This is a genomic window from Brevundimonas sp. EU05-FHT14B11, from assembly GCF_058790835.1.
In genome coordinates this window covers 864051-876294 of sequence record NZ_JBYTCY010000002.1, presented here as the reverse complement: position 1 = coordinate 876294, position 12244 = coordinate 864051, and the positions used below count along the sequence as shown (strand labels likewise).

Annotated in this window: 14 protein-coding genes; 8 read left to right on the top strand and 6 right to left on the bottom strand. The window is 70.6% G+C overall.

Annotated elements, in window-relative coordinates; all coding sequences use genetic code 11:
• The first annotated feature begins 35 nt into the window (after positions 1-35).
• Entirely contained in the window at positions 36-788 is a 753-nt protein-coding gene (locus tag AC3WRV_RS11680) for a hypothetical protein (protein ID WP_492313379.1), read from the top strand.
• 53 nt (positions 789-841) lie between these two features.
• Here AC3WRV_RS11680 and AC3WRV_RS11675 read toward each other — a convergent pair whose 3' ends face one another.
• Positions 842-1069, bottom strand: coding sequence for a hypothetical protein (locus AC3WRV_RS11675; protein ID WP_291837617.1), 228 nt, complete (start codon positions 1067-1069; stop codon positions 842-844).
• Between the two features lie 105 nt (positions 1070-1174).
• On the bottom strand, positions 1175-2089 hold the full coding sequence (locus tag AC3WRV_RS11670; RefSeq protein ID WP_492313378.1) for a LysR family transcriptional regulator: 915 nt from the start codon (positions 2087-2089) through the stop codon (positions 1175-1177).
• 104 nt (positions 2090-2193) lie between these two features.
• Between AC3WRV_RS11670 and bla the strand changes: the two genes are divergently transcribed.
• The 5 genes from bla to AC3WRV_RS11645 all read left to right on the top strand — a co-directional run bounded on the left by bla (position 2194) and on the right by AC3WRV_RS11645 (position 7400).
• Positions 2194-3147, top strand: coding sequence for a subclass B3 metallo-beta-lactamase (gene bla, locus AC3WRV_RS11665; RefSeq protein WP_492313377.1), 954 nt, complete (start codon positions 2194-2196; stop codon positions 3145-3147).
• 59 nt (positions 3148-3206) lie between these two features.
• Positions 3207-3767 carry a hypothetical protein gene (locus AC3WRV_RS11660; protein WP_492313376.1) on the top strand — a complete coding sequence of 187 codons (561 nt, stop codon included), beginning with the start codon at positions 3207-3209 and terminating at the stop codon, positions 3765-3767.
• Between the two features lie 102 nt (positions 3768-3869).
• A complete protein-coding gene (locus AC3WRV_RS11655; protein WP_291837630.1) occupies positions 3870-4175 on the top strand; it encodes an SCP2 sterol-binding domain-containing protein in 306 nt (101 codons plus the stop codon).
• A 77-nt stretch (positions 4176-4252) separates the two neighbouring features.
• Complete coding sequence (locus AC3WRV_RS11650; RefSeq protein ID WP_291837633.1) at positions 4253-5461, top strand: acyl-CoA dehydrogenase family protein; 1209 nt, start codon at positions 4253-4255, stop codon at positions 5459-5461.
• A 55-nt stretch (positions 5462-5516) separates the two neighbouring features.
• Positions 5517-7400, top strand: coding sequence for an ABCB family ABC transporter ATP-binding protein/permease (locus tag AC3WRV_RS11645; RefSeq protein ID WP_492313611.1), 1884 nt, complete (start codon positions 5517-5519; stop codon positions 7398-7400).
• On the opposite strand, the gene AC3WRV_RS11640 is transcribed toward AC3WRV_RS11645, so the two are convergent.
• The 4 genes from AC3WRV_RS11640 to AC3WRV_RS11625 form a co-directional block, all read right to left on the bottom strand.
• Positions 7397-7867 (bottom strand): chemotaxis protein CheE, encoded by a 471-nt coding sequence (locus AC3WRV_RS11640; RefSeq protein WP_492313375.1) that lies wholly within the window; start codon positions 7865-7867, stop codon positions 7397-7399. The two genes, AC3WRV_RS11645 and AC3WRV_RS11640, sit on opposite strands and share 4 nt — an antisense overlap.
• Entirely contained in the window at positions 7864-8442 is a 579-nt protein-coding gene (locus AC3WRV_RS11635) for a response regulator (protein WP_291837640.1), read from the bottom strand. The genes AC3WRV_RS11640 and AC3WRV_RS11635 overlap by 4 nt, the downstream gene beginning before the upstream one ends.
• Before the next feature lie 90 nt (positions 8443-8532).
• Complete coding sequence (locus tag AC3WRV_RS11630) at positions 8533-9483, bottom strand: acetyl-CoA carboxylase carboxyltransferase subunit alpha (RefSeq protein WP_492313374.1); 951 nt, start codon at positions 9481-9483, stop codon at positions 8533-8535.
• An 85-nt stretch (positions 9484-9568) separates the two neighbouring features.
• Positions 9569-10468 (bottom strand): tyrosine recombinase, encoded by a 900-nt coding sequence (locus AC3WRV_RS11625; protein ID WP_492313373.1) that lies wholly within the window; start codon positions 10466-10468, stop codon positions 9569-9571.
• Positions 10469-10578: 110 nt separating this feature from the next.
• On the opposite strand from AC3WRV_RS11625, the gene AC3WRV_RS11620 reads away from it, so the two are divergent.
• Both AC3WRV_RS11620 and aroB read left to right on the top strand, forming a co-directional pair.
• Positions 10579-11136 carry a shikimate kinase gene (locus tag AC3WRV_RS11620; RefSeq protein WP_291839584.1) on the top strand — a complete coding sequence of 186 codons (558 nt, stop codon included), beginning with the start codon at positions 10579-10581 and terminating at the stop codon, positions 11134-11136.
• A complete protein-coding gene (gene aroB, locus AC3WRV_RS11615) occupies positions 11133-12239 on the top strand; it encodes a 3-dehydroquinate synthase (protein ID WP_492313372.1) in 1107 nt (368 codons plus the stop codon). Before AC3WRV_RS11620 ends, aroB begins: the two co-directional genes overlap by 4 nt.
• Positions 12240-12244 lie beyond the last annotated feature (5 nt).

Below are 12244 nucleotides of genomic sequence, written 5' to 3'. Positions count from 1 at the left end.
CGGCGACGATCAGCACCGAAACGGAGAGACGTCCCATGTCTGAACGCATCCGCCGCCCCGCTCTGGCCCGCGCGCTCATTCCCTATCTGGGAGGCGCGCTTCTCATCGCCGGCGGCCTCACCGCCGCTCCCGTCAATGCGCAGGACATGTTTGGCGCGCTGGAAGCCCAAGGCGCGTTCGCTTCCCAGCAGCAGTACGCCGCGAGCCTGCACGAGCAGTTCAGTCGCAGATACGACGCCGACGAGGGAAACTCCGGCGGGCCGCCGCCGCCGGGCCTGACACTGGAAGAGGCCAACGCTCTTGACGCGGCGATCCGGGAGAGGAACGCCGAGAGAGATGCGGAGTACCAGCGTTGGCTCGAGGGGAGTTGGCGGTTCTTCCAGAGTCGGGAACCGGCCGAACCAGGCGAATTCTGCGCCGCCATGTTCCAGGGTCCCCAGGGCATGATCGCGCTGAGCGGCGTCGACAAGAGCTGGGACGGCGCGCTGCTCATGTTCACCGGCGACGATATCCCCAAGCCGCGGCGCTTTGGCGAGGTGACGGTCAGGCTGACTCAGACGGGCGAACCGCCGGTGACGATCCGGGCTTACAATCGTGCCCGCGATCCCCGCATGAACACGCTCGGCACACTGGTCATCGCCGTGCCGGCCATGGACGCTGCGCTCGCGGGCATGGCCGACGAGCAGGAGTTCGCCTTGTCCATGGGCGGCAGGGAGGTGTTCCGCATGTCGTGGAAGAATGGCCTGCAGGCCGCGGCGGAACTGCGGAACTGTCTGCGCGAGCGGTGATCTCGCCGGTTCATGCGCGGTGGTGAGCCGACCTGCCGGATAGTCGCCCGGACCTATTCGGGCGGGCAGTCGCGGATCGCGCGCTCCCAGCGGTCGATGCAGGCGCGCAGGCCCGGATCGCCCTCGACGATGTTCTCCTCGACGCCGCAGTACACCGTGCCGTCCGCATGCAGGCAGTAGTCGCCGGGCGCGGCCATGGCCGTGCTCGTCGACAGGGCCGAGGCCGCGAAGACGAACGCGGCGGCGGCGCAGCGGGTCGAAGCCTTACGAAGGAAACGCATCTGTCTTCTCCTGAAGTGTCAGTCTTCCGTGGAAAAGAGCGCAGCATTCCGCCGCTTGCGCAACCTCCGAGGGATTATGTTCCCCTCAAGATTGTGTGAAGTCCGTCACGACCCTATGCGGTCCGGGCCGCGTGGATGGACCGTGCCGGCCTCCGGGACCGTCTCGGCTTGCATCCACGCCCGGAAGACCGCCATGGCGGGGCTGTCGGGACGGGAGTTCAGCCGGGTCAGCCAGTAGCCGCCGAGGTGGACCTCGATGTCGAAGGGGCGGACCAGCCGCTCGGCGGACAGGTCGCGCGCGAACATGGCCGCGGGGGCCAGGGCCACGCCGAGGCCCGAGGCCGCCGCCGCCGTCATCAGCACCGAACTGTCGAAGACCGGGCCGCGCAGGGGCGGGCAGGGCGCGTGCGCCGCCTCGAACCAGCGGGTCCATTCGTCGGCCCGATACGAGCGCAGCAGGGTCTCGCCGGCCAGCGACGCGGGACCCTTCAGGCGCGCGGCGACCGAGGGCGCGCACAGCGGCGTCAGCGGCGCGCTCAGGATCGGCTCCGCATGGGTTCCGTGCCAGGCCCCGTCGCCGTAGCGGACGGCCAGGTCCAGGCCCTCGCCGGCCAGGTCGACCCGGTTGTTGTTGGTCATGATCCGCAGGTCGATGTGCGGGTGGGCGCGGGCGAAGGCGTCCATGCGCGGCAGCAGCCAGCCGCCGGCGAAGGCGCTGACCACGCCGACGGTCAGCACCTCCTGCAACCGTCCGCCGGCGTAGCGGTCCAGCGTCGCCCCCACCCGGTCGAAGGCGTCGGCCAGCACCGGCACCAGCGCCTGTCCCTCGTCAGTCAGGGCCAGGCCGCGCGGCAGGCGGCGGAACAGGGTGACGCCCAGCCGCCGTTCCAGCTGGGCGACCTGATGGCTGACGGCGCCCTGGCTGACGCACAGCTCGATGGCGGCGCGGGTGAAGTTCAGGTGCCGGGCGGCCGCCTCGAATGCGCGTAGGGCGTTCAGGGGAAGTTGGGCGCGGTCCATCGCTCAGGCATGAGGTCAGTTCATGCTTCTGTCCAGATATGATGCTTTGTGCGGCGGAGGCGGGCTCCGCATCCTTGCCGGGTTCCCCCATCAAGGAGTGAGTGATGAGACGCATTTCCGTCGCCCTGACCGCGGGCCTTCTGGCCCTTGCCGCGGGCTGCGCCCAGGCTGAACCCAAGCAGCGACCGCCCGCGTCGCAGGCGCGTCCCGATCCCGCCCGCGATCCCCTGCTGCAACCGATCGCGCCGGAGTACGCCCGCCAATGGCTGGGCGTGGAGATCCCGACACGCATCTATGGCAATACCTTCTTTGTGGGCTTCGGTGGGCTGACGGTGGTCCTGATCTCGACGTCCGAGGGGCTGGTGCTGGTCGACGGCGCCCTGCCGCAGGCTGTTCCGGCCATAGAGGACAACATCCGCCAGCTCGGCTTCCGGATCGAGGATGTGAAGTACATTCTCAGCACCGAGCCGCACTACGATCACGCGGGCGGTCTGGCCGCCCTGGCCCGCGACACCGGGGCGACCGTGGTCGCCAGTCCTGCGGCGGCGGCCGTTCTTCGTCGGGGACGCAGCGGCGCCGATGACCCCCAGGCGGCGATCCTGGAGCCGATGCCGCCGGTCGAACGCATCCGGGTCCTGCGAGACGGGGAAATTCTGAATTTGGGTGATGTGGCCATCACGGCCCGCGCCACGCCGGGCCATACGCCGGGCAGCATGAGCTGGAGCTGGCGGTCCTGTGAAGCCGGAACGTGCAAGACGGTGGTGTTCGGCTCCAGCCTGAATCCCGTCTCGGCGGACGGTTACCGCTTCACCGATCCCGCCAACCGGGCCTTGGTCGATGCCTTCCGCTCCACCTTCGCCAGCCTGCGCGCCATGCCCTGCGACATCCTTCTGACCGCCCACCCGGGACAGTCGGACGGCGACACGCGCCTGGCGCAGCTGCGGCAGGGGGCGACGCCGAACCCCTTCATCGACCCGACCGCCTGCCGGGCCTATGCCGACAAGTACGAGGTCCTGCTGGAGCGGCGGCTGGAGCGTGAGCGGGCCCGCGTGAACTGATAGACGGGCAGGGCGCGAACCAAACGCCGGTTCGCGCCTTTCCTTGGCGGAGCCGCCCTATGTCCATCGATCCCGCCGTCTCGCGCCGCCGTCCGGGCTTCCGTCCGTGGATGGCGGTCGTCCCGCTGGCCGCCGTCGCCGTGGCGGCTGTGGGCGTGCTGGCCCTGCGCATGCCCTTGCCCGGCGCCGCGCCGGTCGGCGGCGGCCGCATGGCGGTCGAGGTCGTTGCGCCGGTCGAACGCGAGGTCCAGCCCGGCGGAACCATGGAGGTCGGCGACCTGGTCGACGGCTACACCCACGTCGCCATCCAGCCGCAGGCCGTGGGGGAGGATGTCTACGACCCCGGCCACCAGACCGCATGGGTCGAACCCCTGCCGCCCCTGCGCACGCCGGAGCCGGCCGTGTGGGCGAGCGGCGAGGCTGTGGTGCAGCCGACCCAGGCCCAGCCGCAGGCGCAGGGCGGCCAGTTTGGCTTCGATACGCCCGGTCCCGACTATGCGGCGGAGCGCCGCGCGCGGCAGGAGCGGCTGGATCGCATCCAGGCCGAACAGGCCGCGCGGGTCAGGGCGGACGGCCCCGCAACCACGCCCGGACTGGACCGGGACAACGCCTTCTACTGACATCTTTGCAAGCGATGGCGTGAACTTGACCCGGCGTGATCTTGGCAGCCGCTGCCGGGAGGTCTAGGTCGGAAGCTCAACCGTCCCTAGGGAGAGACGCTCATGGTCGATCTGGCTCAAGTCACCGAACACATCCGCGGCGCCGTCGGCGATAATTCAGGTCTGGGCAAGACCGTGAAGATCGACCTCGGCGACGCCGGCAAGATCTTCATCGACGGCGCTTCGTCGCCGAACACCGTCACCAACGACGACAAGCCCGCCGACGCCACCGTGTCGATGAGCTGGGACGACTTCATCGCCCTGTCGGAAGGCAAGCTGGACGGCATGATGGCCTTCATGCAGGGCAAGCTGAAGATCGCCGGCGACATGATGATCGCCCAGAAGCTGCCGGCGCTGCTGAAGCGCTGAGCTTGAAGACCACGATCTGATTTTTTGCGGCGCGGTCCCTGAAGAGGGCCGCGCCGTTCTTGTACCGGAGGACGACCATGGATTTCCGTCACAGCGACAAGGGCCTGCACTGGCAGGAACGCGTGCAGCGCTTCATGGACGAGAAGGTCCTGCCCCGCTCGGCGGACTACTGGGCCGAGGTCCGGGCCGACCACACCGTCCAGCCCAGGACCATGGAAGAGATGAAGGCCCAGGCGAAGGACGCCGGCCTCTGGAACATGTTCCTGCCGGGCGACCACGGCGCCGGCCTGACCAACCTCGAATACGCCCCGCTGGCCGAGATCATGGGGCGCCACCTGTGGACGGCCGAGGTGTTCAACTGCAACGCCCCGGACACCGGCAACATGGAAGTGTTGCACATGTACGGGAACCCCGAGCAGCAGGCGAAGTGGCTCAAGCCGCTGATGGCCGGCGACATCCGCTCGGCCTTCCTGATGACCGAACCGGCGGTGGCCTCGTCCGACGCGACCAATATCGAGACCAGCATCGTCCGCGACGGCGACCACTACGTCATCAACGGCCGTAAATGGTGGTCGACCAACATGGGCCACCCGAACGTCGCCATCACCATCGTGATGGGCAAGACGGACACGGGCGCGGCCACCCACCAGCAGCAGTCGCAGATCCTGGTGCCGACCGACACGCCCGGCTTCCGCGTCGAGCGCATGCTGTCGGTGTTCGGCTATGACGAGCGCCCGATCGGCCACGCCGAAGTCGTGCTCGACAACGTCCGCGTTCCCGTCGAGAACCTGATCGCCGGCGAGGGCCGGGGCTTCGAAATCGCGCAAGGGCGCCTCGGGCCGGGCCGCATCCACCACTGCATGCGCACCATCGGCGCGGCCGAGCATGCGCTGGACCTGATGGTCGAACGCCTGCTGAGCCGCACGGCCTTCAAGAAGAAGATCGCCGAGCACTCGGTGTGGGAACAGCGCGTCGCCGACGCCCGCATCAACATCGAGATGTGCCGCCTGTCGGTGCTGAAGGCCGCGTGGATGATCGACCAGGCCGGCGCCAAGAACGCCAAGTCCGAGATCGCCCAGATCAAGGTCGCCGCGCCGCGCATGGCTCTGCAGATCATCGACGACGCCATCCAGGCCTTCGGCGGCGCCGGCGTGTCGGGGGACACCCCGCTGGCCGAGCTGTACGCCGGGGTCCGCACCCTGCGTCTGGCCGACGGTCCGGACGAGGTCCACAACCGCACCATCGCGCGGCTGGAGTACGCCAAGCACGGCGGCCGCGGCGGCTGACCGTCCGTTCGCCCTTCCGCCCGGCGGCCAACAGGGCCATATGCCGGGCATGGCGATGAGAGGCGAACGCGGGGCCGGGCGACGGCAAGGTCCTGAAGCGAAGGCGGCCCAGGCCGGCGTGACCGCGCCGGTCGACGGCCCGCCGACCCTGCAGGCGCTGGGTGACCTGCTGCGTCTGGTCGGCCGCTCCAATGCCCCGCAGCTGAAACTGCGCCTGGTCGCGGCCATCGGCATGACCCTGGCCGGCAAGGGGTTGGGCGTGCTGGCGCCGCTGGTGCTGGGCGCGGCGGTCAACCATCTGGCGGCCGGGCAGGGGGCCGAGGTCGCCATCGGCCTGGGCTTCGCGGCCTTCGCGCTGGGCTGGGCTGCGGTCCGCCTGCTGTCGGCCATCGCGCCCAACGCCTCGGACGTGGTCTTCGCGCCGGTCCGCTCGGCGGCGCAGCGCACGGCGGCGACCGAGACCTTCGCCCATGCGCTGAGCCTGTCATTGGACTTCCACCAGACCAAGCGGTCCGGTTCGCTGTCGCGGACCATGGACCGCGGCTCCCGGGCCGTGGACTTCCTGCTGCGCATCCTCGCCTTCAACCTGGTTCCGACCGGCGTGGAGCTGGTGCTGGCGGCGGGGGTGCTGGCGGGCAAGTACGACTGGCGCTTCGGGGCCGTGGCGGTGGCCGTGGTGGCCATCTACGCCGTCTCGACCTTCGCCCTGTCCAACTGGCGGATCGAGCACCGCCGGATCATGAACGCCGCCGACACCCAGGCGGCGGGCGTCTCGGTCGACGCCCTGCTGAACTATGAGACGGTCAAGTCCTTCGGGGCCGAGGCGCGGGCGGCGCGCAGCTATGACGCCGCGCTGGGCGATTACACCCGGGCGGCGCTGAAGGCGAACAGCTCGCTGGCCCTGCTGAATGTCATCCAGGCGGTGATCATGAACGTCGGCCTTGGCGTCATGGCGGTCATGGCCGGGTTCGAGGCCGCGGCGGGCCGGATGGGGCCGGGCGACGTGACCGCGGCGGTGCTGATCATGATCAGTCTCTATGCGCCCCTGAACATCCTGGGTTTCGCCTATCGCGAAATCCGCCAGTCCTTCATCGACATGGAGGAGATGCTGAAGGTCACGCGCCAGACGCCGCAGGTGGCCGATGCGCCGGACGCCCGGCCCCTGACCCGCGCCACCGGCGTCAACGGCGCGGCCCTGACCTTCGAGCACGTCGGCTTCCGCCACGACGCCCGCGCCAGCGGGCTGGAGGACGTCAGCTTCCATGCCGAGCCGGGCACGACGACGGCGCTGGTCGGGCCCTCCGGCTCGGGCAAGTCCACGATCGTGAAGTTGGCCCTGCGCCTGCTGGACCCGCAGGAAGGGCAGGTGCTGATCGACGGCGTGGACGTGCGCGACGTGACCCAGGAGAGCCTGCGCGCGGCCGTCGCCCTGGTGCCGCAGGACGTGGCCCTGTTCAACGACACCCTGCGCGCCAACATCGGCTTCGCCCGCCCTGACGCGGACGAGGCGGCCATCTGGGCGGCGGCGGAGGCGGCGGAGCTGGCGGTGTTCATCGGCCAACTGCCCGACGGGATGGACACCGTCGTGGGCGAGCGCGGCCTGAAGCTGTCGGGGGGCGAACGCCAGCGTGTCGGCATCGCCCGCGCCCTGCTGGCCGATCCCTGCATCCTGATCCTGGACGAGGCCACCAGCGCGCTGGACAGCCGTACCGAGGCGGCGATCCAGAAGACCCTGCGCAAGGCCCGGACGGGGCGCACGACCCTGGTGGTCGCCCACCGCCTGTCGACCATCGCCGACGCCGACCAGATCCTGGTGCTCAAGGCCGGGCGGATCGTCGAGCGCGGCGCCCACCACCAGCTGGTGGCGCGTCAGGGCGGCGAGTATGCGGCCCTGTGGCGCAAGCAGACGCGCGGGGCGCGGACCGGGGTTGCGGTCTAGCCCGGCTGACCCAGCTTCCGGTCGACCATCTTGTCGAGGCTTTCGCGCACCTGACGGCGCGCCTCCGCGTCGTCGGGCAGGGCCAGCAGCAGCTGCAGCGACTGGGCGTAGACGGGCAGGACGCGCCAGTCGAAGGGGCGCTCGGGCGTCACCGCGTCGATCAGGTCGCACAGGCCCAGGGCGACGGCGCGGATATCGTCCATGCCGAACGGGCCGACGCTGTCGATGACGCCGTTGGCCGTCCGGTAGGCGACGCCCAGCGCGGCCGTCGCCTGCTCCGGCGTCTCCGGCGGGACGATCGCGGCCAGTTCGGCGACCCTGTCGGCCACCTCGGCCGCGCAGCGCGGCTGCAGCGCGTCCAGATTGGCCTTGGCGTTGGCCAGGGCCGTGCCGACGCTGAAGCCGCCGGCCTCGTCGATGATCTTGGAGAGACGCGATCGGCGCCGGTTGTGGGTGATGACGGTCATTCGCCCTGCTCCGTGAGGGCGGCAGCGGCGGCCTTGTCGGCGGCGTGCCTCAGTTTGCGCAGAACGTCGGCCCGACGTTCCTCGCCCGGCGCATTGCCTTCCCGGAAGCGGCGGTCGGGGCCGAAATAGTCGCCGACCTCGAGGAAGGGCCGGGTGTCGCGGGCGACGAAGACGATCCGTTCCAGCAGGCCGGCGGCGCTGAACGGCTTGGTGATGACGAAGTTGGCGCCGCAGTCCCGCGCCTCGGTCACGCGCGAGCGGCGCACGTGGGTGGCCGTCATGATCACCGGGGCGAAGGCGTTGGGATCCAGTCCCGAGCGGCGCAGCCAGCGGACCAGCTCATAGCCGTCCATGTCCGGCATCTCGGTATCGACGACCAGCAGGTCGACCGGATGGTCCTTCAGGATCTCAATGGCTTCGGCGGCGCTGTGGCAGGCGTAGCGGGTCTTGATGCCGAAGCCGAGCAGGGCGCTGGCCGTGATGTCCAGACCGAACGGCGAATCGTCGACGATCATGGTCACGGCGCCGGTCAGATTGATCACCGCGCTTTCGCGCAACCCCTCCAGCGCACTCATGCCGTACTCCACAATGGCGGGTGCGACTCAATCCCGCGAAGCGTGAGAATGCTTCGCAGCAGGCGGTGTTCAGAAGGTTAACGGCCAAGCCTAGCTGAGGCGACCGATCGCATAGAAGCGGTCCGCCCGGGCCTTGCGCAGCTGGTCGGGCGACAGGCCCGCCATGGCGTCCAGTTCCTCGATCAGCACATCGCCGACCGCCTGGATGGCGGCGTCGCGGTCCGAATGGGCGCCGCCGACCGGTTCGCCGATCACCCGGTCCACGATCTTCAGCTCCATCAGGTCCGGGGCGGTGATCTTCATGGCCATGGCCGCGTCCTTGGCCCGGGTCCCGTCGCGCCACAGGATGCCGGCGGCGCCTTCCGGCGAGATGACCGAATAGATCGAGTGCTCCAGCATCAGCACGCGGCTGGCCGCGGCGATGGCGATGGCGCCGCCCGAACCGCCTTCACCGGTGATGGTGGCGATGGAGGGGACGCCCAGGGTCAGGCCGCGCTCGGTCGAGCGGGCGATGGCCTCGGCCTGGCCGCGCTCCTCGGCGCCGAGGCCCGGATAGGCGCCGGCGGTGTCGACGAAGGTCAGCACCGGCAGGCCGTATTGCTCGGCCAGGTCCATCAGGCGGACCGCCTTGCGGTAGCCCTCGGGCCGGGCCATGCCGAAATTATGGGTGATGCGGGTCTGGGTGTCGTGACCCTTCTCGTGGCCCATGACCACGACCGGACGACCGCGCAGGCGGGCCAGGCCGCCCAGGATGGCCTGGTCGTCGCCGAACTGCCGGTCGCCCTTCAGCTCGACGAAGTCGGTCAGCAGGCCCTCGACGTAGTCGACGAAGTGGGGCCGCTGCGGGTGACGCGCGACCTGGGTCTTCATCCAGGGATCGAGCCCGCCGTAGATCTTCTTGCGCAGCTGGTCGGCCTTCTTCTTCAGGCCGTCGATCTCGGAATCGAACGAGCCGGCGGTCGAGGCGAGCAGCGACAGCTCCTCGATCTTCGCCTCGAGGTCGGCGATCGGCTTTTCGAACTCGAGGTAGTGCGTGGCCATCAAGGCGTCCGGAACTGGCGCGCCATGCGGCGCATCGGAAGGCGGCGGAACCTAGTCAGGTCAACGCCGGTGAGCAAGCGGCGGTTCAGTCATCCCTCGCCAGCGGGTGTTTTGACCGCACCATCTGGCTGAGCCGGTCGGTGGCGACGTGGGTGTAGATCTGGGTGGTGGCGATGTCGGCGTGGCCCAGCAGGGTCTGGACGATGCGCAGGTCGGCGCCGCCTTCCAGCAGGTGGGTGGCGAAGGCATGGCGCAGGACGTGGGGGCTGACGCGGGCCGGATCGATCCCGGCGTCGATGGCCGCCTGATCCAGCAACTGGGCGAAGCGGCGGGGCGTCAGGGCGTTCTTGCCGACGGGAGAGGGGAACAGCCATGGGCTATCCGGCGTCTCCGGCTTGCGGGCGGCGTCGCGGACGGTCAGCCAGGCCTTCACCGCCTCGCGGGCCGACGCGTTGAGCGGGGCCAGCCGTTCCTTGCCGCCCTTGCCGCGCACGATCAGCCAGGCGGGATCGCGGCGCACGGCCTCGACCTTCAGGGCCAGCAGCTCCGACACCCGCAGGCCCGAGGCGTAGGCCAGCTCGACCAGCGCCACCAGCCGGATCCCGGCGGCCCCGTCACGGGCGGCGGAGGCGGCCAACAGGCGCTCGATCTCCTCGCGGCTCAGGGTGTGGGGCAGGGACCGGCCCTGTTTCGGGGCGTCCAGACGGCGCGAGGGATCGTCCGCCCGCCAGCCCTCGCCCAGGGCGAAGCGGTAGAACTGGCGCAACGAGGCGCGGCGGCGCGACTGGGTGGCCGGGGACAGGCCCCGCGCCGCCAGACCGGCGTACCAGGCCTCGACCGCCGTCTCGTCCGCAGCCATCAGCCCGCCGTCGACCCCGCCCTCGGCGTCGGCCAGGTCGCGGCCGTAGGCGGACAGGGTGTGGGGCGAGGCGTCGCGCTCGACCGCCATCATCTCCAGGAAGGCTTCGATCTGGGGGCTGCTCACCACGCCCCCTTCGCCGGAGCGTCGCTTCGTGTAGAGGTGACGGGAACCATGACGTGCCTGCGCCCTTCCTCCCCGCCGTTCGCCCGCCGCCCGCACATGCGAGGCCGGCGATGACCGATTCCGAAGCGATTCCGCTGCATCAGCGCACCATAGCCCTGGTCGGGCTGATGGGGGTGGGGAAATCGACGGTCGGCCGGCGGCTGGCGCGGCGGCTGGGGCTGCCGTTCGCGGACGGCGACATCGAGATCGAGGCCGCGGCGGGGATGACCGTGTCCGACATCTTCGCCAGCCTGGGCGAGGGCGACTTCCGGGCCGGAGAGGCGCGGGTCATGCGCCGCCTGCTGGAAGGCCCCCGGCTGGTGCTGGCCACCGGCGGCGGGGCGATGCTGAACGCCGAGACCCGCGCCCTGATGAAGACCAACGCCATGACGGTGTGGATGCGGGCCGACCTGGAGACCATCGCCCAGCGGGTGGCGCGGCGGGACACCCGGCCGCTGCTGCGCGGCAAGGACCCGCTGGAGACCCTGCGGACGCTGGCCGAGGCGCGCTATCCAGTCTACGGCGAGGCCGATGTGACGGTCGACGTGGCCGGCGGCGCGCATGCGCAGGCGGTCGAGGCCATCGTGCAGGCGCTCAAGGCCCATGGGGCGGTGGAGGCGAAGACGTGACGACGACGGTTCCGGTCTCGGGCGGGGACTTCCGCCCCTATGACGTCGTCGTGGGACGTGGCCTCCTGCGCGAGCTCGGCGCGCGGGTCGCCCCGCTGGCCAGGGGCCGCACCGTGGTGGTGACCGACGAGACGGTGGCGACCATCCACGGCCCGGCCGTCCTGAAGGCGCTGGAGGACGCGGGCGTCCGCGCCCGGCTGCTGGCCGTTCCGGCGGGGGAGGGCTCCAAATCCTTCGCCGAGCTGGAGCGGGTGCTGGACCGGATGCTGGCCTTCGGCCTGGACCGCAGCGACGTGGTGGTGGCGCTGGGCGGCGGCGTGGTCGGCGACCTGGCCGGGCTGGCGGCGGCCCTCTACATGCGCGGGATCGACTTCGTGCAGGTCCCGACGACCTTGCTGGCGCAGGTCGACAGCTCGGTCGGCGGCAAGACGGCCATCGACACCCCGCGCGGCAAGAACCTGATCGGCGCCTTCCACCAGCCGCGGCTGGTGCTGGCCGACATCGATGTGCTGGCCACCCTGCCGGAACGGCAGCTGCGCTCGGGCTGGGCCGAGGTGCTGAAGCACGGCCTGATCTGCGACGCGGCCTTCTTCGACTGGCTGGCCGGGGACGGCGCGGCGGGAGCCAAGGGCGATGCGGCGGCGCTGGAGCGGGCCGTCGTCCGCTCGGTCGAGATCAAGAGCGCCGTGGTCGGCGAGGACGAGAAGGAGGCGGGCAGGCGCGCCCTGCTGAACCTGGGCCACACCTTCGGCCACGCGATCGAGGCCGAGCTGGGCTTCGACGAGCATCTGCTGACCCACGGCGAGGCGGTGGCGCTGGGCTGCGCCATGGCCTTCCGCTTCTCGGTCGCGACCGGGGTCTGCGCCCAGGCCGACGCCGACCGGGTCGAGGCGGTGACGGCGGCGGCGGGCCTGCCCGTGCGGCTGGCCGAGGCCGGAGCCTTCAAGGCGGAGGCCCTGATCCAGCGGATGGCGGGCGACAAGAAGGCCGAGGGCGGACGCCTGACCCTGATCCTGGCCCGCGCCATCGGCGACAGCTTCGTGGACAAGAACGTCGACCGCGCGGCCCTGGCCGCCTTCCTGAAGGCCGAGGGCGCGGCGTGAGCCGG

Excerpts from the sequence above, each read along its gene's own strand:
- AC3WRV_RS11660 (WP_492313376.1), top strand. The coding sequence starts at position 3,207 with ATGTCCATCGATCCCGCCGTCTCGCGCCGCCGTCCGGGCTTCCGTCCG.
- AC3WRV_RS11650 (WP_291837633.1), top strand. The coding sequence starts at position 4,253 with ATGGATTTCCGTCACAGCGACAAGGGCCTGCACTGGCAGGAACGCGTG.
- AC3WRV_RS11620 (WP_291839584.1), top strand. The coding sequence starts at position 10,579 with ATGACCGATTCCGAAGCGATTCCGCTGCATCAGCGCACCATAGCCCTG.
- AC3WRV_RS11655 (WP_291837630.1), top strand. The coding sequence starts at position 3,870 with ATGGTCGATCTGGCTCAAGTCACCGAACACATCCGCGGCGCCGTCGGC.
- AC3WRV_RS11635 (WP_291837640.1), bottom strand. The coding sequence starts at position 8,442 with ATGAGTGCGCTGGAGGGGTTGCGCGAAAGCGCGGTGATCAATCTGACC.
- AC3WRV_RS11675 (WP_291837617.1), bottom strand. The coding sequence starts at position 1,069 with ATGCGTTTCCTTCGTAAGGCTTCGACCCGCTGCGCCGCCGCCGCGTTC.
- bla (WP_492313377.1), top strand. The coding sequence starts at position 2,194 with ATGAGACGCATTTCCGTCGCCCTGACCGCGGGCCTTCTGGCCCTTGCC.
- AC3WRV_RS11640 (WP_492313375.1), bottom strand. The coding sequence starts at position 7,867 with ATGACCGTCATCACCCACAACCGGCGCCGATCGCGTCTCTCCAAGATC.
- AC3WRV_RS11645 (WP_492313611.1), top strand. The coding sequence starts at position 5,517 with ATGAGAGGCGAACGCGGGGCCGGGCGACGGCAAGGTCCTGAAGCGAAG.
- AC3WRV_RS11680 (WP_492313379.1), top strand. The coding sequence starts at position 36 with ATGTCTGAACGCATCCGCCGCCCCGCTCTGGCCCGCGCGCTCATTCCC.
- AC3WRV_RS11670 (WP_492313378.1), bottom strand. The coding sequence starts at position 2,089 with ATGGACCGCGCCCAACTTCCCCTGAACGCCCTACGCGCATTCGAGGCG.
- AC3WRV_RS11630 (WP_492313374.1), bottom strand. The coding sequence starts at position 9,483 with ATGGCCACGCACTACCTCGAGTTCGAAAAGCCGATCGCCGACCTCGAG.